This is a genomic window from Salmonella sp. SSDFZ54, assembly GCF_004010735.1.
Lineage (GTDB): Bacteria > Pseudomonadota > Gammaproteobacteria > Enterobacterales > Enterobacteriaceae > Salmonella > Salmonella enterica.
Genome location: NZ_CP034821.1, coordinates 77646 through 97767, shown reverse-complemented (window position 1 = coordinate 97767; position 20122 = coordinate 77646). Strand labels below are relative to the sequence as shown.

The following is a 20122-nucleotide window of genomic DNA, read 5'->3' as shown; positions in this document are numbered from 1 at the left end:
CGATGTCCACAGAAAAGGATGCCGGACAGTCCGGCAAAAAAGGCGTTGTACTGGTCGTCGCTGCGCTGGTACTCATCGCCGGCATAAGCTACGTCGGGATGGGCTGGTTCCAGCCACAGGAAAGAACACAGAGCAGACTCGCCCTGAGTGCCGCCAGCGTCCGGACAGGCACCACCACCGATGAAACGGCGCATTACCGGGAGCTCCTGCGTCAGGATAACGATCAGGGCGCAGCAGAGGCAGAAAAAAACAATACATCCTTCCTGGCCAGTATTCCCCGTGGCGTGGATATCCCCGTCGAAAACACAGACACGGGAAAAACCGGCCAATCCGGTAACGACGAAAAACGCACAACACGGGAAAATAACCGGACGCCGCCGTCACAGCAACGCGTGAACGACAAGGACAGGCAGGAGCGCCTGAAGCAGCTGCTGGCACGCCTGCGAAATACGACACCGGCCACACTGACGGTGGCTACCGTACCCGGCGGGGAGAGCGGCGGGAGCGGGCGCAGCAACGGGGGACAGAGTCAGGGCATCTGGCACAACTGGACCTCATCGCTGTCCAGTGGGAACAGCATCATTCCTGCCACCATGCGCAGCACGGATGTGACCACACCGCCCGTCACGATAATTCCGGCGCTGACCCGTGTGCCGGCTTATATCGAGACGGCAGTGGATTCGGACAACACCACGTCTCAGGTGGTGGCGAATATCCCCGCAGGTCCCTGGGCCGGGGCCAGACTGCATGCGGCCCGTGTCACCCTTGTCGGCGATGGTGTTGAAATCAACTTCACCCGGATGTTCTGGCAGGGTACGGAATACAAGGTTAATGCCTGGGCACAGGATCAGAAGACGCTGCAGTCTTCCGTCGCCAGCGACGTTAACCACCGCTACGTGTCCCGCATTTTCCTGCCCGCCTTTCTGGGAGGCTTTGGCGAGGCCGGCTCGCTGTTCAAATCCGCCAACACACAAATCCTCACCAACCAGTACAGCACCCTCGCCAGTACGGCAATGCCGTCCGGCAAGGTGCTGGCAGGCGTGATTGGCGGCGGAATGGCAGAAAAAGGTGGCAGTGTCCTGCAGCAGGATGCAGCAAAACTGCCAGCCACCCAGGTCACCGTAAACCGCAACGAAACCATCGCCATCCAGTTTGTGGACGGCGTCTACAGCACGGATGCCATCAAACCCGGAGCCAGCCGGACAACACAAAACGCACAGGTCACGTCGGAGAGCCGACAGCCAACACTGGCGCAACTTCGCGCCCGACAGAAAACAGAGGACGAATCCGATGAGTAAGCAGCACAACAACACCGGTGACTTTGACATCCCGGACATACTCCCTGATCCCGCCACAGACACAGACCTGCAGGTGCTCACGGCACCGCCACCGGACACAGACCCCGACCTTCCTGAAGCGGACGAGGAAATCACGGATACCGATGACGATCCGGAAAGTGCCCCGGAAGATGAGGAAGATACCCCACTACCCTTCTGGCACTGGCAGCGCCCGCTCTTTCTCGGCCTCAGTCTTCCCATTATCGGCGGTATTCTGCTGGCCATTGTCGCCCTTGTCGTCACGTCACTGCCCTCCTCACCGCCGGCAGGCAACGACCTGACACTTACCCCGGCGGAAACGACGGCGGCCGACACAGCTCTCCGGACGGCACACACGCAGTCCCGCGCGATGACGATGGACAACAACCAGCCCGGAGAAGCCGTCCCCCCGACCGGGGGCACTGACCTTCAGGCACTGACCCGCGCTCTGAAGGAGGAAATGGATCAGCGAACAGACGCCCTGCAGTCGCAGATAACAAAACTGTCCGGGGGCGTCGCCAGCCTGTCAGATGCCCTGCGCAAGGATGAAGACGCCCTGCGTAACCTGATGACCCGGGTACAGGCGCTGGAGGCGGCAGTCCGGCAGACAACCACGGCCCCGCGAACTGCGGCGCAGCCTGCACAGGCGACAGACACCGCACCGGCTTCCCGGCGCGCCACCGTCCACTCCGCCATCAGTGGCATGCGTATTGTGTCGATGGACAGCGGCATGGCCTGGATACGCTGGAAAGACAGTACCTGGTCTGTCCGTCAGGGAGACCAGCTGGGCAGTGTGACCATCACCGGTATTGACCCGGCTGAACGCACTGTGACCACCACCGGCGGAGTGATCCACTAATGTCCACAGATGCACTGTCAGCCATCATCAGTTTTGGCAACAACATCTACAGCTCCGGTCTCTCCTTTCTGGTTTCCTGGAGCACATTCGTTGGTGTGGCAGGCTTTGCGCTGGTACTGGCCAGCGCCCACAGCAGGGGAAACCGGGGCGGTCAGGTGTATACAGGGAAGACACTGCTCAGCCTCTTCTTCTGTGCCGGTCTGACATGTCTGAAGCCGCTCGTGAATGCTTCCGGTGCGCAGTTTGGCTTTGAAATGACCTCCTTTGACAGCATTTCCTGGGCCCCCACATCCACGTTTGGTCAGGGGGCTGAAGCCGTCAACGCCCTGCTGACAGTGGCACGCCTGTTCGGTATTGGCTGTTTCATGGGCGGCCTCAACACCCTGAGACGTTCCGGACTGGAAGGTCATACGGCACTGAGTGCCAGTGAAAACACCAGTCTCGGCTTCGGAAAAATCATTTTCGGCACGCTGCTCGCGTTCATCGACAACGTGCTGGATGCCACGCTCACTTCGCTGAACATCCATTTTTAACCCTTCAGTCCACCTTTCTGTTTTATGAGGAAAAACATATGCGTAACTATCTCCGCACGCTGTCCCTGTGCCACCCGGCTGAACGCTGGCTGATGATCTGTGCCCGTATCAGCTGGCACCTGACCCGCCAGCAGCATCGTCTGGTGAAAGTACTGACCGCGCTGCTGGTTCCCCTGCTGCCCATTCAGGCTCATGCCTCCTCAGACTGGGCCGCAATTCTGAACAGTTGGGCAAACGGTGCCGACTCCGGCCTCACCTCCCTGCTGACCTACGCAAAATTCGGGGGGGCTGCGCTGTTCATCGGGGGCCTGGTGGGTTTCTCCCGTGTGGGTAAAACCCCCAACGTCACGGCGAAAGGCTGCTTTATTGCCCTGCTCGTCGGGGCCGGGCTGTTCTCCGTGGGGGCGCTAATCAACAGTACCCAGAGCCAGTCCGGTCTGGAAACCACCACCGTCGGTTAATTTCTCACCGTGCCGTTTCCTGCGGGAAACGGCATTCAGGGAGTGTTTTTATGCTGATTAACAGAAAAAAACTGCCGGCCCTTGCCGTTCTCTTCAGTCTTGTCATTCTGCCATCCGTCTGTCCGGCTGCAGAGCAGGTAACCGTGGGATTCTCCCCCGGCGGCAGTGCTCAGGCGGCAGTGCTCGATGTCATCGGTCAGGCCCGGGAAAGCATTGACCTTGCTGCCTATTACCTCACCTCAAAGAGCACGGCACAGGCACTGGCTGAGGCTGCTGAACGGGGCGTCAGTGTACGCGTGGTGGCAGACAAAAAAGCCAATGGTTCACGCTATACCGCCGCCACCTGGCTGGCCCGTCACGGTATTCCCGTTCGTGTGAACGGGCATTACGACATCATGCATAACAAGTTCATGATTATCGACGGGCGGACCGTGGAAACCGGCAGCTTCAACTACACCGCCTCTGCCGACAAACGAAACGCAGAAAACGTCATTGTCCTTCGCGATATGCCGGATGCAGCACAACCGTATGCCCGGGAATTCGAACGCCTGTGGAATGAATCCGAACCGCTGAACAGCGGGCTGTAAGTGGAGGAATTCATGAACCTGCCTTATCCGGACGTTGTACCCGACACAACGTACGACCAGCGGCCACAGCCGCATCACGGCGGCATTTGTCCGGCCTGCCGGATGAATGCCAGTACACTCTGGCAACTACCGGACGCCAGCGTTCTCCGCCACCATGAACAGCATATCGTCACGCTGCAACATATGCTCGAGCCCGGCAGGAATACAGCGGGGGCAACAGAAGCCTGCCGACACTACCTGGAGCAGCACCTGCCGTTCGGCACAGATGAAGATCTGACAGACACGGTGGATATCAGGCCCCTGACATCAACTGAAGCCACACAACTGGATTCACGGCGTCACGCATTCAGGAAAAACGCCGTCTGTGATATCTGCCATGCCTGGCTGTGGCTGAACGGACCAGCGGCCACGCAGGGTGAAATGGTCTGGATGCCCGACCTTGCCGCCCCCTGGATAGTTGGCCTGAACCGCCTGGCACTCCGCGACATGATGAGCACCAGTGATACGCGCCAGCAGGCCGGACGCCGCGCACTGGATCACCTGTTGCTGTTCAGTCGCCCCGTGCGCCGTATGTTCGGCTCCTCCCGCCCTGCGGATTTTGCTGCAACCCTGCTCAGCGCACCGCCCGGTGAACGCAGCAACATGCGCAAACGCCTGCGGGGACTGGCGCTCATCCTGCGCCCGGCATCCCTTCATATCTACCGTACAGAGAAACCGTAATGTCAATCATCACCCGCATTGAAGACAGCCTCATCTGGCTGTCCCGCTACGGACTTGCCAGAGAATTTCCGGAATACTGCGATCTGGAAACAGTCATTGCACTGACCGACGATGACCGTATCCGACACCCGGAACTGACCTCCCCTTACATTGCCGTCACTGCCAGAGGAGAATACATGTCGACACTGGAAATCGCCGGCGCACTGAAAGAGATGAGGGAGGATGTTCCACCGGATCAGATTCCACCAGGAAGCCCGTGCACCTCCCTGGCGCATTTTGCACAGCACCTGACACCTGCGCTGGCGACGTTTTTCCGGACCCTCGGACACAAAATCAGTATGGTTCTCGAGCGGGACCCCGAAGGCGGAGAAGCGGAAATCCGGAACATGCTGGCCCCCCAGTATGCCTCCCTGCGCCGGACCGGCATGCAGATGGAGGATATTCTTGACGAGAAAATCGCCACGCTGTCTCCCTGGCTGATCCGCGAACGCTGCTGGCTGTCCGTCTGGAGCTCACATGAGGCAACCAGCCGTACGGAGTACACGGATTACCTGAAAAAGAAAACGCAGACAGAAACAGCAATGCCTCATGCCAGGTACGGACAGCCGCTCTGGGAACCGATGTTCTCCGGGCTGAAAATCCGGCATGACGCACTTATCAACACACTGATTCATGCCCTGTCTGCCGACAGGGAAGGTCAGCTTGTCAGACTGATGGAAACGGCAGAAGTCTGCAGGGAACTGCGCAGCCAGATACTGCGCGGACAGGTTCCCCGGGACTGGCGACCGGTCCTTGCCGGTGAAAACAGACCCGCAGGCTGGCCACAGCAGGATGATATATCCGCACTGCTCGCCCCACCACTGAACTTTCAGCTGTTCAGCGATGATGTGGAGACATCGGGCAGTCTGGTCCGGGCTGGCGGACTCTGGCATGGCACGGCGAGTATCGTGCTGCCACCGCAGCAACTGCAGAGCATGAACGACCTGATTGTCCGTATTCCCCGGAGCGTCCCCTGGCGGATACGCATGGATATTGCGCCCGGCGGCATGAAAAAGCTCCAGGGAAAACGTTTTCTGGCCAGTATGGGACGCTTCATTAATTCCATCCGCCCCCTGAGCGATGCCATTGAGACGCTTGCTGAAACTGACCGCACCACGCCGGTCTGCGTCATGACCATCGTGGCATCCACCTGGGCGGCCACAAAGGAGGACTGCCGACGTAACCTGATGCTGCTGCGTTCAGCACTGGAAGGCTGGGGCATCTGCGAGGTCACCACTACGTTTGGTGACCCACGCCGTGGCTGGGTGAACAGCCTGCTGGCTGCCTCCACCTCATCCGGCCCGAACCTGCTCTACCCGCCGCTGAACGAGGCACTCTGGCTGGCGCCCTTCAACCGTCCGGCATCGGCCTGGTCAGATGACGCGCAGGTGATGGGGCATGTAGAGGACGGGAAACCCGTTCCGCTGGGGCTGGCCAGCTCCCGACAGACAAAGTTCACGGAGATTGTCGGTGGTGAACCGGGCACCGGGAAATCGGTACTGGTGAACGCCCTCAGTAACGCAATGGTGACCTCTGCCATGCAGAAACTGCCGTTTCTTGCTGTCATTGACAAAGGGTACTCCGCGCTGGGTCAGATCCAGCTGGTTCGCGATAACCTGCCGGAAGACAGGAAAGATGAGGCGGTGGGCATCGTACTGAAGAACAGCGACGAATACTGCCGCAACCCCTTTGACATTCTGTTCGGTGCCCGTTATCCCATCCCGCCGGAGCGGGAGTTCATGCTCAACCTGCTGTATGCCCTCTGCATTGACGCCTCGAAAGCCGATGCCCCCAACCCGGCAGACACCCGACAGATTTTGTCCCGGATCATCGATGCCGCCTTCACGCAGACCGCAGAGACCGCTCCCCGCCTCTATGAATACGGCACCCTCCCGGCGGTGGACCGGGCGCTGGCCGAGAGCGGCCTGCGGGAAATGCATGACGCAGAGTGGTGGAGTCTCTGCACCTGGTACGACGTGCGGGATATGCTGCACGACAGAGGGTATCAGACAGAGGCGCAGCAGGCGCACTACCAGGCCGTTCCGGAGCTGACAGACATGATCGGTCTGCTCTCCACTGAAGCCATCCGGACCACCTTCGGCACCGTGCAGCGTGACGGCTCACAGGAGCTGCTGCTGAGTTATATCCAGCGCTCGCTGACCAGCGCCCGCAGCGAGTACAGAATGCTGGCAGGCCGGACACGTTTCGCCCTGAACCCGGACACGCGCCTGATTGCCGTTGACCTGAACCTGGTGGCCGGAGATGCCACGCCGGCAGGAAGGCTGAAAACCGGGATTATGTATCTGTTCGCCGGGCAAATCACCAGCGGGGACTTCATCCTGCCGCAGTACCAGGAAGAGGTGAAAAAAACGCTGGCACCGGCATACTGGCCGGCCATGCAGGAACGTATTCGCCAGCTGGACCAGGAAATTAAAACAAAGCTGTACGATGAGCTGCACAATGTGCGGGGTATTGATTTCATTCTGCAGGCGCTGGAAACCAACGACAGGGAAATGCGTAAGTTCGGTATCCGGACCGTGCTGTGCTCCCAGTATCTGGGGGACTTCCCGGAGGCAATATTAAAATCTGCCAACTCACTGTGGCTGATGAAAATCCGGGAAGGCGACAAGGAGCTTCTCCGGAAGCACTTTGGCGTACCGGACGTGACGCTGACACGCTTCTCACGACATACCGGAGGTGCCGCACCGGACGGCAGCGGAACATCGTTCCTCGGCGTGTTCAGAACCCGCCTGGGAACAATGGCCCGGATACTGAAAAACACACTGGGGCCCAGAGAACTCTGGGCACTGAACTCATCACCGGAAGACAGCGCCCTGCGCCGTCTGCTGAATGAAGAGGTGGGTACGAAAACCGCACGCCGTATTCTGGCAGAGAACTTTCCGCACGGCTCGGCAGCCCGGGTGATTGAGTACCGCCGGAAACAGGCCGGTGACAGGGAAGCAACGTCAGTGACGGCAGGACTGGCGACAGAACTGCTCGGAAAGCAGGGTTATCGTCTTTAAAGGAGTCTGTCACTGCCGGTTGAACCATACATCACCGGGCTGTTACGCTATGCGTGCAATGCAGAGATGTGCCCCGACGCGCTGCTCATACCCTGCGGGGCATGAACGTTCGCCGGGGCATTTTCAGCCCTCACACAGCCTGTACCCCCGATTCTTTCCCTTTTTTCTTTCTTCATCACATCCGTGAGGTATTTTCATGCGCCTTACTTTTTGTCGGCTCCCTGCTGCCGTCTTCGGCCTGGGATGCTACTGCATACCACTGGCGGTCTCCGCAGTGACCGTGAATGTGAATTCAAGCGTTCCCATATCAACCGAGGTTGTTCCCCAGCTCAGTACCGCAAACACGGCACTGGCCAGCATCCTGACCACTGAGCAGGAAATCGCAACGGCGATTGCGGAAAACGCGTCGAAAACCAATGCCATCATCACGCAGACAGCGCAGGCAAACCGCGAACAGCAGATTTTCAGTAATCAGGTCCAGCGGCTTGAGGAAGCCCGTAGGAGCTTCACTCTGCCGGAAAGTATCTGCAGTGAATCCGCCTCCGGCGTGGCCGTTCAGGCCCGCAACGAGGCGCGGGCCACCACATCCAGCCTGTCTTCCGGTTCAGGGATTTCAAAAGCCGCCGTGAAGGAGCGTTTCACCACGCCGCCGGCCTCCGAAGCCACGGATGCCTATACAGGTGCAGCTGTTCATGCGTCGTACTGTACGGAGGTCGATTACAGCGCTTTCGGCGGAACCACTCTCTGCCCTTCCGTTGGCAGTTATCCGGGCGGCGACAGCCAGGTCCGGTCACTGTATGACGGAGCGGGGAAAACAGGAAAGACTCCCGACCTGACGTTCTCTCAGGACCAGATAGATGCCGCACAGGCCTACCTGAAAAACACGGCCAGACCTTCTGCCGGGCGAACGCTGAAAAAAGGGGATGCCGTCACGACTACTGGCATGGCCTACACCGGCCTGCAGAATGAATTCAATGCCATTCTGGATGCAGCTGCAGAACCCCAGCAGTCCCTGATTGCTGACAGTACCCCCAATTCCGCCACCACCGCTGCCGTGAACGAGGCCATTAACGGCTCTGATTCGGCAAAAAGCTATTACGAAGCCACGGTGTCAGATACGGCCAGAACGTCCGGAATGAGCAACCGGGAGTTTGAAGCCTTTGAAGTGGGACGCCGCTATGCCAACACGGATTATCAGACGGACCTGCAGCAGATGGACGGGGACAACCTGACACGAGAACAAATCCGCATCAGTTCGCTGATTGCCTGGGAGCTGCACGACATTAAAGAGCAGATCAGGAAAAACAACATTCTCACAGGACAACTGCTGGCCGTCACCGCACGCGATTCCTACGCGGCACGACTGGGCGCGCTTGAAGACAAAATCAATAACGGAGTCAGCCGATGACACACTCCCCTGAAAACAAAGAGAGCAACATTCTCACACGCATGGGCCGGACCGTGCTCTGGGTCCTTCTTCCGGTCGACGCCCTGCGTGTTATCGGGAAAACCGCCCGCAACCAGGCTAACGCCCGAATGAAGGATGCCCGGAAACACCTTCCCGGCCTGTCCGGCACAGCCGGCGATGAAACAACAGCACCGGACAATCAGACCACTGAGGGCTGGGCACAGGCCGTGGCAGCGTCAGGCAAAACACCGGCACAGCTGGAGCAGGGATACCGCCGCCAGCAACTGGTATTCCGCTTTATTTTCTGGATATCTGCGCTCTCAACCGGTTACTGGACTACCCGGACTCTTGACACCCCGTCCGGGCTGTTTTTCTCCAACATATTTCTGATGCTGGGCTGCGCCATGTGCGGATTATCGCAGTCACTCATTGCAGGATTCCGGCTGTGGCAGATACGCAACCGCCGTGTCAGCCCGGCAGAAAAAGGCACATTTCGTCATTTCCTCGCTGAGTCAAACTGGTTCAGCGAGGCCACAGGTATCGGCAAAGGGAAACACTGATAATGCCACTCATCATTCAAATCACCATCAGTGAAGACACTGAACGTTCACGCCGTAAAGGACAGGTTCCGGGCTGTCATATCCATGTGGATCAGATATCTCCCGTCATGGCTGCCACAGAGGCCGAACAAATGACGGCAGAAATGCTGCTCAGTCACGGCTTATCGCTCATGACCCCGTCAGCATCTTTTCCCACCACGCCAGACGCCACCACCAAAAAACACTGATTCTGGTTTTCATCCGAAAGCGCCGGAGTGCTTTATGAATAAAAAAATCAGCCTGCTGGTCACAGCGGGCCTGCTGCCATTCTGTCTGCCGGCACAGGCAGACGACGTCACATACGAAACCATTGCTTCCGCAGCGGAGAAAAGCACTGACCTGTCCCGTCAGGCGCTGGTCACCATATTCGGAGATGTGGTCGTCAACCCGTTCAGTTTCACGAACGCCAGTGTCATCGGCAATACATTTGCCATATTCAACGGGATTCTGTGCGGGCTGGCTCTGTTCTGGTTCGGCTTCATTGGTATCCGCAAGGTTATCAGCGCGGCTCAGGCCGGACGTTTTCAGGGCGCATCCGCAATTATCAGCACCCTGCTGGCGTTTCTGGGCATTGTGCCCACGGCCAGCGGCTGGTCACTCTCGCAGCTCATTTTCCTCTGGGGCGTCTCAGTGATGGGCGTGGGGGGAGCAAACCTGATAGTCACGACTGCCGGTAACGATATCGCCGGCGGGTACAGTCTGACGACCCAGCCAACCAGTGCCAGCACAAGGACGGCAGCGCGAGGCATCTTTGAGATGGAGTTGTGCAAATATGCCATCAACCAGTCGCTGTCAGATCTGAACAGCCTGATGCAGTCGGAGACGGCCTACATGACCACCACAACCAGCAGTACCGACAAAAGCTACACGCTCACGGTCAGTAACGGCAGTGGCACATGTGGCTCTGTTGAACTGCCTTATTCATCTGCCAGAACAGCTGTCTCAGACAGCTTCTTCAATGGTCTGAGCGACCAGGATGTCAGCGGTATTTATACTGCCCAGAAAAACGCGCTCAGCACGATGATTAACACGATGGACTCGGCAGCAAAAACTTTCCTGACGACCTTCATTGAACGCCGGGATAACAACACCGGCACCTTCGAAGACGTGGAAAGTATCATTCAGTCGGCTGCATCCAGCTATGAAAGCACGGTGCAGCAGGCCATCAACAACGTGAACGGTGAAAACACGATACAGGAAGCATTGACAGAGTACCTGGACACCCAGGGCTGGATCACTCTGGGCGCGTGGTATCAGACCTTTGCGACCGCCAACCAGAGACTGGCAAGCATTGCCAACCAGGCACCTTCAGTGACATCGCTTTCATCAATCGGAGAGTCCGGCCCAACCGATTTATATCAGGCAGTACTGGCTGCATACCGGACAAACTTGCAAAACACTACCTATACACCAACAGCTCTCGGCTCAGGGACAGTATTGTCAAAAGATGAAATGGGAGATCAAGAAAGTAACGATGCAAAATCTCTTCTTTATAGAGTCTTAAAGCCCTCATTTGGTGTAGATAGAGTCAATGACATAGTTGAACAATTAAATAAGAACACAACCAGCCCATTAATAATCATGAAAAATATTGGGGACTACACTCTAGCTTCAGTTGAAACAACTTACGGTGCATATATTGCCGCACAAGCCATAACTAAAGGGGCAGAGAATTCTGCCATTGGTTGGTTCGTTAATAAATTCACAGGAGTAGCCACCTTTATTAATAAAATATTCTCCGCTACCGCGCCAGCCATTAACTTTTTCCTGTTATGGGTTTTTGTTATTGGCTTTCAGCTTTCTATCTTTTTACCTGCAATACCATTCATCTTCTGGATGATTGCCATAGGTAACTGGATAGTGAGCGTACTAATCGGTTGCGCTGCCGGCCCACTCTGGGCAGCAACACATCTCGGCGTAGAACATGACAGGGGAAGTCGTGCTGCCTATGGATATATTTACCTGATCGATGGGATGATCCGCCCTTCATTGATGGTTCTGGGTTTTATATTCGCATCTGTCGCCGTTGTTGCTGTAGGAACAATCCTGAACAAGCTCTTTGCTGTTGCACTCACAAACATTCAGGCAGATTCGCTGACTGGGATTGTCAGTATCGCGGGTTTTCTAATGATATACGCAAGGATGTGTACCACAATGGTAACCAATATATTTGCTCTTCAGGCATATATGCCAGATTATATTATAGCTTTCCTCGGTGGCAGAGAAGCAGCAAATACATATTCTGGCATGGTGGACTCAGTGAAAGGTATTTTTGTTTCTGGTGGAAGTAATTTAAGAAGGTCTCCTGCCACAAATATTATTCAGAAGAAGGATACAAACAAAAATGATGATGGCATAAAAAGTTAATTCCATTGACTACTCTCCCCTGCAATATTAAAATAACAAAGATAACAATGTTGGCGGGGGAGAGAATTATGTATAGTGAAGTAAAAAGATATAAATGGTATCAGGAAATCGCTCTGATTTTGTGGTACCCATATCTTTTTGTTGGTTTCCCAATTACCCTTTTCTTTTGCTGGCTTATAATACACTCAGACCATAGAGCATATGGTGAATATTATCGCAATGAATATAATCTTGCATGGATTTGTATAATCATTGCATTCGTTCCTATCATCATCCACTTCTGGACTATGCACAGACGAACAGCAGTCCTGAAAAGAGTTGTTGAATACGTGAAGGAAGAAACAGGATTCACTCTTGCACGGGGATGGAGAGATGAGGTATTTCTCCGCTACCATTCCACCTGGGTGGGTATAGATAACATTAACGGTAATCTGTTATATGTGAAAGTATTTCCCAACGGTGTACTGGACGTTATAGGCCTCAGCCCGTCTAATATCAGTGCTTACGGAATTGAAAGTAATAAGTTAATCACATTACATACGAATCTGCCGCGATATCCATTCATCAAATGGAGTGATTTCGGTAAAAACGAAAGATTTTATGAACTCATCACTCAATTCATGAATAATCACAGCGGTGACAACAGATTCCAGTCACGCATATTCTCGTTGCGCGAGAAACTGGAGGATATATCAGGCCTCATCGTTCCGGATATTTCTGTCACAACCGGCAGTAATATGACTCATGCCGAAAAAATCGCACAGGCCCACGCCAACGCGCAAAAACTTAAAGCATGGCAGGCGGAAATGCAGCGCAAGGAAGACGAGGAGCGCGCGCGTGAACGCCAGCAGCAGAATGCAAACCATTCAGCACCGGCAACAGATGAACCGGAATATGTTGAACTGCCACGAATCCCTGAATTATCACCGGAAGAGCAGGCAGCACTGGACAAATCGATGGAAAAAGAGCGCGCAGAAATGGAGAAAATTCTGGGACCAATCCCCACGTCATTCAATTAAGACTCTCCATCTGCCGTCTCTCTCAGGGCACCGTATGGTGCCCTCTGCAATTATTAAAGGGCAGGAAGCGGTCACCTCCTGCCCTTAGTTACGTTTCCGCAGTCATCAATCGATGAACTGACGAATCAGTTCCAGAACAGCAATCAGCGCGTTTGCAACGGCAACTACTGCCCTGAGAACGATGATTAACAGATTAATCATCCGCTTCTCCATCACTGGAGAAAGAACCCCGCTGTTCGCTCTTACACTGCCTGTCACAACGGTTTCTATAGTGTCAGTTATAGACAGTTCTTCTCCGACCAGAGCACCAAAACCAGCACCACCTGATGTTTTGGCCAGGACTTGCAACCTGTTCTTCCCGCTGAACAATATGCCGGACAGAACATGCCTCAGAGCTGACATGCCGAGTATACACTTATCCAGTACTTGCAGAAATATAATTCCGGACGTACTATTTACAGGTCAGTTATAGACAGTTCTTTTCCGACCAGAGCCACCAACTCTGTAGCGGAACAGTAAAAAAGCCGACCTCACCAGTCGGTTTTTTTACGCTCGTAACTCCTGCATATCTGTTTCTCCTGCACGATGATGAATAATCTGAAATTCCACGCTAAACCACCTGAAAACAACTCTTTCTGGGAAAGAGTCGCCATCGTCACTGCTGCCGCATTCATTCTTTTTGCGGTATTCTGGCGTGCCTGACTATTCCCTGAAGAAGTTCCCCGCCCTGCAGGACTTTAACCTCAACCAGGACAGACGATGAACAGAATGATGATTGCGGCACTCACTGCCGCCGGCATGTTACTTTCGGTCAGTGTGACACAGGCTGCGGAGCCTCCAGCTCTCCCCAAAAAGGTTGACTGCAGAAAACCATCTGAGCCACCAAAAGGTAAGGACGGAAAACCGTTACCGCCACCGGACAGCAAATTCAAAGACGGGAAGAAAGACAGCAGGCCGGTTCCACCTCCGGATGGCTGCACCCCACCACCGGACGGTAAAAAATAAAAACAGGGCGCAATGAGGCCAGCCTTCGCAACAAAGCGGCGGCAGAAAACCTGCCGCCGTGTTGCCCGTTAACGTTTAACTTCGTAGGCTAACGTTGCCACAAGCACTGTGTTTCCCTGCTGGAGCCGGAATCCGCAAAGCGAATCCCTCACTATCCAGACAAAACACAGAATCGTCACACAGACGACGATTAACATCATTAAAAACGTTCGCTGTGGCATCATAGCCCCTCCATTGCCTTCCGGCGGTTATCGGGCTACTATAATGTTGTCTAGGCATTACAGTAGAGCCCCTGGTTGATTGATAAAAAAATCGCCTGGGGCTTTCTGCTGTATACCGTCCACAAAACGCTTTCGGCATACAGCCTCAAGCGCCCGCAGCTATTCTGACTTTTTTCGAACTCCGCAACAATCCTTTTGTTTTCCTGACGTTATTTCACACCTGTCGACAGGGGCTTCTGCCCGCCTGCCGCCAGTCCCACACATCCTTTCTTTCTGTATCAGGGCATCTTATGAGACTTTTCATTGCCGAAAAGCCTCAGGTGGCCATGGCCATCGCTGAGGCACTCTCCGATATCAACAACACGCCTGTTTCCAGAAAAGACGGCTACATCCTCTGCGGGAAGGACGCCATCACCTGGTGTCTCGGACATCTCCTGCAGCTTCAGGAGCCGGAGACCATTAATCCTGACTGGGCAATCTGGAAAGCAGAAGACCTGCCCATCCGGCTGTGGCCTCCCCGTTACTGCCCGAGAACACGCCGGGAGCCTGGCAAGCCTCCTGCCGAAGACCCCGCTGTACTCAGGCAACTGAACGTGATCTCTTCCCTTGCCCGACAGGCCTCACGTATCGTGCATGCCGGAGACCCGGATGACGAGGGGCAGTTGCTTGTCGAGGAGGTTCTGGTCTGGATCGGGAATCAGTTGCCGGTGGACCGTATCCTGATTAACGACATCACGCTGGCCACCGTCAAAAAAGCCCTGGCGGACATCCGCGACAACCGCCAGTTCTGGCCGCTCTACCAGCGTGCACTGGCCCGCAGTGTGGGTGACCAGATGTTTGGCTACAACATGACCCGGGCCTGTACCGTGGCGGCCCGCGCACGTTACCCGGAAATGCGCGGCGTGCTTCCGGTGGGCCGGGTTCAGACCCCCACGCTCGGACTGGTCGTTAACCGCTGGCTGGCCGTCAAAAACCATCAGGAGGCCTGGTATTTCACCGTGGATGCCGCATTCTCTGGCGCAGAACACGCTATCGAAGCCCGGATGCAGGTACCTGAAGATGCCCCCTGCGATGAGAAAAAACGTATCAGTGACGAGGGCTGGGCGACCCGTTGCGCGCAGTCACTGACAAAACAGCCCGCCGTGGTGGAGAACGTCAGGACAGGCACCGAGGTAAGTAATCCGCCGCTGCCACTGACGCTGCTGGATCTGCAGCGCCTCATGGCCCGTCAGCACGGCATCGATGGCCAGACCACGCTGGCCATCACACAGTCCCTGCGCGACAACTGGAAAGCCATCACCTACAACCGCAGCGACTGCCCGTACCTTTCTGATGATCAGTATGCGGAATCCCCCGCACTGCTTGACGCACTGCAGCGCACGGGCTGCTGGCATAACCTGCCGCTGGACCCGTCACGCAAATCTGCCGCTTTCAACACTGCAAAGGTGGGGGCACATACCGCTATCATACCCACGACGTCGCTCCCCGATCTGAGCAGACTGAATGACCAGGAGCGCCTCGTCTGGCAGACCATTGCGGAATACTTCCTGGTGCAGTTCATGCAGCCCCGCCAGCGGGAAGTGGTGACCGTAACGCTGACCTGCCGGGGACAACGTTTCATGGTTCGTGCACGACGCCTGCTGGAGCCGGGATACACCTCGCTGCTGAAAGCCTCCCGACAGGAAGACACAGAGCAGGATGAACAGGGCACACTGGCCGGGGATAACACGGCCTGGCTGAAACGTCTGGTACCGGGACAACAGCTGCAGTGTGTCTCCGCCACGGCAGTCCGCCACAAAACCACGCCACCGCCCCTGTTCACAGAAGACACGCTGCTGGCGGCGATGGCACGCATTGCTGACTTCGTCACCGATGAACGGGTCCGGGCGCTGTTGCGCCAGAAGGATGAAGACAAGGAAAAAGAGAACGGCGGTATTGGAACAGCCGCCACGCGGGCCGGGCATATCCAGCTTCTCAGGCGTCGCGGCCTCATCACAGAGATGAAAGGCAAACTCATTCCCACCGAAAACGGCATCGCCCTTATCCGCAGCCTGCCGCCCACCATCACCCGCCCTGACCTCACGGCGCTCTGGGTCGAACGCCAGAATGCCATCATCGACGGCAGAATGACCGTTGAGCAGTTTGCTGAAAAGCTGCACGAGGAACTGAAAGTGCTGGTTGTCCGGGCTGCTGATATCAACGGAATAAAACCAGGCGGTGACCAGGCAGTCAGCCTGCCCTGCCCCGGTTGTCGTAAACCGCTCCGCTTCTGGAAGGACAACGTCAGTTGTTCAGCCAGGTGCGGGTTCCGCCTGTCAAGGACGCTGCTCGGCAAGGAGCTGACGCAGCATCAGCTGACCACGCTTCTGACCACAGGACGCTCCCCGTTAATCAGGGGTTTTAAAGGGAAAAATGACAAAACCTTTGATGCGTATCTGGTGTTCCGGGATATCAGGAAAGGCGACATCGGCTTTGTGTTCCCGGAGAGAAAGAAAAAACGTTAAGGAAACGACATCATCATGAGTACGTCCACAAACAGTGTGCAACAGGGTGAGCAGGGACTTGCCCTGGTTGCCATGATCATCATTTCGATCATTCTCTTTCTGGTTGTCTGGCTGAAAGGCACGGTATATGCCACCTGTGCGTTTCTGCACAGCTGCTGGGGCATTCTGCTGGCACTCCCCCGGGATTTCGCCCTGCACAGGCTGGCAGCAGAGAAGTACAACCTGCTCGCAGAAACGGCCGCACGCGCTGACAGTATCACCGCCTCCGAATGGCTGGACGTGATGGCAGACACCGTCACGATACTTTATGCCGTGCTGTTCCCGCTGGGGCTGCTGCTGTTATATCTCTGGTGGGGACATCCGTCCCAGAACCGTTTCAGCCGCAGACGCGTCAGCATCACCACACTGCCACACATGCTCGCTCCCCTGTCACCGGCCCTGCAGTACATCCTCGCCCGCAGTAACGGCCGGAAACGGCTTCTGCTGGACCTGCCGTCCCCGACAAACCGCCTGGCACAGACACCCCAGGCCTTTGTTAAAAAGTACAGACTGGTTTCCGGCAGAATTCTGGATGAAAGGAAGACGGCAGCCTGTTTCATGAAACAGGCCGGTCCGGCGCTGGCGGGGTGGAAAAGCCTGAGACCACATCACCGGGCTTTATTTACCGTCTTCGGACTACAGTTTTTTCTGCAGGACCGCCCCGCCGCAGAAGCCCTGCTGGACAAACTGAACATCTCCGCCGCCACGGCCCGGAAAACGGGGGCTTACCGAAAATGCCGGCATCCGTTGCCGGACTGGTCACTGGTGACACAGGATTTCATGCGCGTGGCACGCCATCCTGCGGCACGCCGGTGGCTGAAAGAGCACCGTTTTGTACGCAGTGGTCTGGTCTGGCTGTATGCCCATGACCTTCGCCTGAATTCGCCCCGCTGGTACTGGCTGAAAGAACTCGAGCGGCCACTGTGGTATGCCCTGCACAGGGCAAACAGCAGCAAGGGATTCATTGAGGGGGCGGGTATTGTGGCCATCGCCAGAAACGAAGGGCTGGCGAAAAGTCTGCACCTTCCGGTTCCGGAACCTGACGTCAGTATGGCAGTCCGGGGACTCCGGGCAGACCTTATCGCCTGTGGCCTGTTGTGGGAAGAAGAAAACACACCGCCCGCACGACCGGAAACACACAACGCCGGCTGGGAATGCCCGGAGCTGTGACCTGCATCCCCGTGCCCCGCACGGGGAAATTCACGCCTTTATTCATTCCATAAACACATAACGGATATCACCATGTTTCAGAACGATATTTTTGACGAAGACCAGAACAGCACCTGGCATGCCGAATCCACTGACAACTATTTCATCGTCACGGAACGCTACAGCGACAACACGGAAAGGGTGGCACTGGTACTGAAAAAGGACATAACACACCTGTACTCCCCGACGGACGCGAGCGGCATCAGACTCTCTTACAGTAAATGGAGCGGTGATGAGCTGACTTTAATGCCCGACCTGTCGCCGGAAAAAGCCCGCAGGGTGGTTGATGCCATTGCGGATGAAATCCGCCGCAGGGAAAGTACCCCGGTCATACTTCGCCCGCTAAACAACATAAAAGCAGAACGCAGTATCACCTGGTTCGCCCGGCGAATTGTTCCCGTGGTCGGCGGCATACTCATCGCAGCCGGACTTATGTGGATGATATCGGGCTGGAGCGGCCCATTCACCGCCGCTGAGCATATCTACCGTACAGATATGACGCCACAGTATGTCGGGGAGGACAAGCCGGAGCCGGTGCACACTGCTCATGAACGCCCCCTCCGCCAGGTGCTCAGTTCAGCGGTGGCAACCCGTGATGCCGCCACACAGCATATCCGTGACCGTCTGCCGGCGACACCGGATGCCGTCACTCAGCGACAGTCGCCTGCAGAAAGTACAGAACACCCGTACACATCGACACAACCGGCGTCGGGCGAACAGCGTCTGGCGGAAAATCTGAAACGCGCGGATGAACGCAACATTTTCACGGTTCCGCTCTCTGAAGGACATGAGCGGACGCTTTATGTCTTCTCGGACCCGTCATGCCCGCACTGCCGTGATATCGAACCTGTGCTGGAGCGTCTTTCCGGCAGTTTCAACATTCGCATATTCCCGGTGTCCGTGATTGGCGGAGAAAAATCGGCCAGCATGGCACAGAAAGTGCTGTGCGAATCCGATGCCACTGCCCGCCGCAACGCCTGGAAGGCACTGTTCAGCCCGGGCGAGGAGATGCTGTTTCCGGTTAAAAAAGAGAACGGGGATACGAAAGCAGCATCAGACTGTGAGCTGGCTTCCCGCGCCGTCAGTGTGAATGACAAGGCATTCCGGGCCTATCAGTTTGCCGGAACGCCGTGGGTGCTCAGTGACCGTGGTCAGGCCGTCCCGCAGGAGCTACTGAACAACGCAACAGAAGTCGCCCTCTGGCTGAAACTGAACGACAACACCACGAAGTCCGAAAAATAAGAACTTATTTTGAACACGCTAACTCAGAGCTGAAATCCAGATAAAGGAAACTGCTATGTACCTGCATCTTGTTCCAAAACTTTTTCATCGCATGGCTAATAAATGCAGCCTGAAATCCATTTCCATACCTGAACTTGATTTTATAATTGACAGCGATTCGTTATCTGTAGGCAGGCCATGGCCTAATAAATGTGTATGGGTTGGAATGAGGAAAGGAAGGAAAGCCGTTAATGGTCTGATATTGCAAACAAATAAAAAATTAAGATGGTTTACCACCATATACACCTGGGATATTGAAAACATGGGGTTAATTCATCATCAGGTCAATACTTATATAGAAGATGATGAGTTTGATATGGTGTCACAGGAATTTCTTTTAAACGGTGCTTTTGATAAGTGGAGCGACAGAGTACATACCGCTTACGAGAATAAGCCGCCAGCAAGAATCCAGCCCAAAATGGAGTCCTTGTTAAATAATCCCGGTGAAGACAGTCATGATGTATGGGAAGAGTTCGAATGGGGAAACTTCCTTATATCCAGAGAAGAAAGTATTTTACTTCACACCATTCAGTCTGAACGATTAAACACCGACTTCTCTTTATTCAGGAGACAGCCACCAGTTAATCAACCATTACTTGTTTAAAGAGGCCCCTGTCGTTTTCCGATATTTATGTGAGTTATAAAACAACATGAAGACTAATAAAAAAAACACAAAATGGCATGTTTTTTACCGTAGGAATTCAGGAGAAGAGAGATTACTTGGCATGTCATCATTTCAGGAATGTCTTTCCGTATCTGCAGAACTAATGACTCCATCGAACTACATGATATGCATAAAAAGAAATGGCGAGAGGATAAAACGCTGGGACAGGGAAATCATCGCCGGCTCTAACAAATGGCTTAACTGCCCACCTGATAGTTTCGAAATATTAGGCGAGCTGATAACCATCAATAAAGTTATCAGGCAATAA

Annotated in this window: 19 protein-coding genes; 17 read left to right on the top strand and 2 right to left on the bottom strand. The window is 55.2% G+C overall.

Annotated features, from left to right (window positions below):
• The first annotated feature begins 2 nt into the window (after positions 1-2).
• The 12 genes from traO to EOS97_RS26110 all read left to right on the top strand — a co-directional run bounded on the left by traO (position 3) and on the right by EOS97_RS26110 (position 12931).
• Positions 3-1298, top strand: coding sequence for a conjugal transfer protein TraO (gene traO / locus EOS97_RS26165; RefSeq protein WP_050869045.1), 1296 nt, complete (start codon positions 3-5; stop codon positions 1296-1298).
• Positions 1291-2175 (top strand): conjugal transfer protein TraP, encoded by an 885-nt coding sequence (gene traP / locus EOS97_RS26160; protein WP_050869044.1) that lies wholly within the window; start codon positions 1291-1293, stop codon positions 2173-2175. Before traO ends, traP begins: the two co-directional genes overlap by 8 nt.
• On the top strand, positions 2175-2708 hold the full coding sequence (traQ, locus tag EOS97_RS26155) for a conjugal transfer protein TraQ (protein ID WP_019842546.1): 534 nt from the start codon (positions 2175-2177) through the stop codon (positions 2706-2708). Before traP ends, traQ begins: the two co-directional genes overlap by 1 nt.
• A gap of 38 nt (positions 2709-2746) precedes the next feature.
• Complete coding sequence (locus tag EOS97_RS26150; protein WP_019842545.1) at positions 2747-3169, top strand: DUF6750 family protein; 423 nt, start codon at positions 2747-2749, stop codon at positions 3167-3169.
• Between the two features lie 50 nt (positions 3170-3219).
• On the top strand, positions 3220-3756 hold the full coding sequence (locus EOS97_RS26145) for a phospholipase D family protein (RefSeq protein WP_000906794.1): 537 nt from the start codon (positions 3220-3222) through the stop codon (positions 3754-3756).
• A gap of 12 nt (positions 3757-3768) precedes the next feature.
• Entirely contained in the window at positions 3769-4476 is a 708-nt protein-coding gene (locus tag EOS97_RS26140; protein ID WP_021560346.1) for a hypothetical protein, read from the top strand.
• A complete protein-coding gene (locus tag EOS97_RS26135; RefSeq protein ID WP_021560347.1) occupies positions 4476-7538 on the top strand; it encodes a hypothetical protein in 3063 nt (1020 codons plus the stop codon). Before EOS97_RS26140 ends, EOS97_RS26135 begins: the two co-directional genes overlap by 1 nt.
• A gap of 196 nt (positions 7539-7734) precedes the next feature.
• Complete coding sequence (traW, locus tag EOS97_RS26130; RefSeq protein WP_021560348.1) at positions 7735-8946, top strand: conjugal transfer protein TraW; 1212 nt, start codon at positions 7735-7737, stop codon at positions 8944-8946.
• Entirely contained in the window at positions 8943-9506 is a 564-nt protein-coding gene (traX, locus tag EOS97_RS26125; RefSeq protein ID WP_021560349.1) for a conjugal transfer protein TraX, read from the top strand. The genes traW and traX overlap by 4 nt, the downstream gene beginning before the upstream one ends.
• A gap of 2 nt (positions 9507-9508) precedes the next feature.
• Positions 9509-9733, top strand: a complete 225-nt coding sequence (locus EOS97_RS26120) for a hypothetical protein (protein WP_021560350.1) — start codon at positions 9509-9511, stop codon at positions 9731-9733.
• Between the two features lie 34 nt (positions 9734-9767).
• Positions 9768-11912, top strand: a complete 2145-nt coding sequence (locus tag EOS97_RS26115) for a DotA/TraY family protein (RefSeq protein WP_024222936.1) — start codon at positions 9768-9770, stop codon at positions 11910-11912.
• A gap of 68 nt (positions 11913-11980) precedes the next feature.
• Entirely contained in the window at positions 11981-12931 is a 951-nt protein-coding gene (locus EOS97_RS26110) for a hypothetical protein (protein ID WP_124744016.1), read from the top strand.
• A 105-nt stretch (positions 12932-13036) separates the two neighbouring features.
• On the opposite strand, the gene dqlB is transcribed toward EOS97_RS26110, so the two are convergent.
• Complete coding sequence (gene dqlB, locus EOS97_RS27430) at positions 13037-13132, bottom strand: DinQ-like type I toxin DqlB (protein WP_000609149.1); 96 nt, start codon at positions 13130-13132, stop codon at positions 13037-13039.
• Positions 13133-13690: 558 nt separating this feature from the next.
• Between dqlB and EOS97_RS26095 the strand changes: the two genes are divergently transcribed.
• Entirely contained in the window at positions 13691-13936 is a 246-nt protein-coding gene (locus EOS97_RS26095) for a hypothetical protein (protein WP_064772872.1), read from the top strand.
• Between the two features lie 68 nt (positions 13937-14004).
• On the opposite strand, the gene EOS97_RS26090 is transcribed toward EOS97_RS26095, so the two are convergent.
• Positions 14005-14157 carry a Hok/Gef family protein gene (locus EOS97_RS26090; RefSeq protein WP_050869050.1) on the bottom strand — a complete coding sequence of 51 codons (153 nt, stop codon included), beginning with the start codon at positions 14155-14157 and terminating at the stop codon, positions 14005-14007.
• A gap of 290 nt (positions 14158-14447) precedes the next feature.
• Between EOS97_RS26090 and EOS97_RS26085 the strand changes: the two genes are divergently transcribed.
• From EOS97_RS26085 to EOS97_RS26070, 4 genes are all read left to right on the top strand, one after another.
• Entirely contained in the window at positions 14448-16661 is a 2214-nt protein-coding gene (locus EOS97_RS26085) for a type IA DNA topoisomerase (protein WP_124744032.1), read from the top strand.
• A gap of 15 nt (positions 16662-16676) precedes the next feature.
• A complete protein-coding gene (locus EOS97_RS26080; protein WP_050869035.1) occupies positions 16677-17870 on the top strand; it encodes a hypothetical protein in 1194 nt (397 codons plus the stop codon).
• A gap of 72 nt (positions 17871-17942) precedes the next feature.
• Positions 17943-19151, top strand: a complete 1209-nt coding sequence (locus EOS97_RS26075) for a DsbC family protein (protein WP_050869034.1) — start codon at positions 17943-17945, stop codon at positions 19149-19151.
• A gap of 55 nt (positions 19152-19206) precedes the next feature.
• Positions 19207-19794: a DUF6012 family protein gene (locus EOS97_RS26070; RefSeq protein ID WP_050869033.1), complete on the top strand. Its 588-nt coding sequence runs from the start codon at positions 19207-19209 to the stop codon at positions 19792-19794.
• Positions 19795-20122 lie beyond the last annotated feature (328 nt).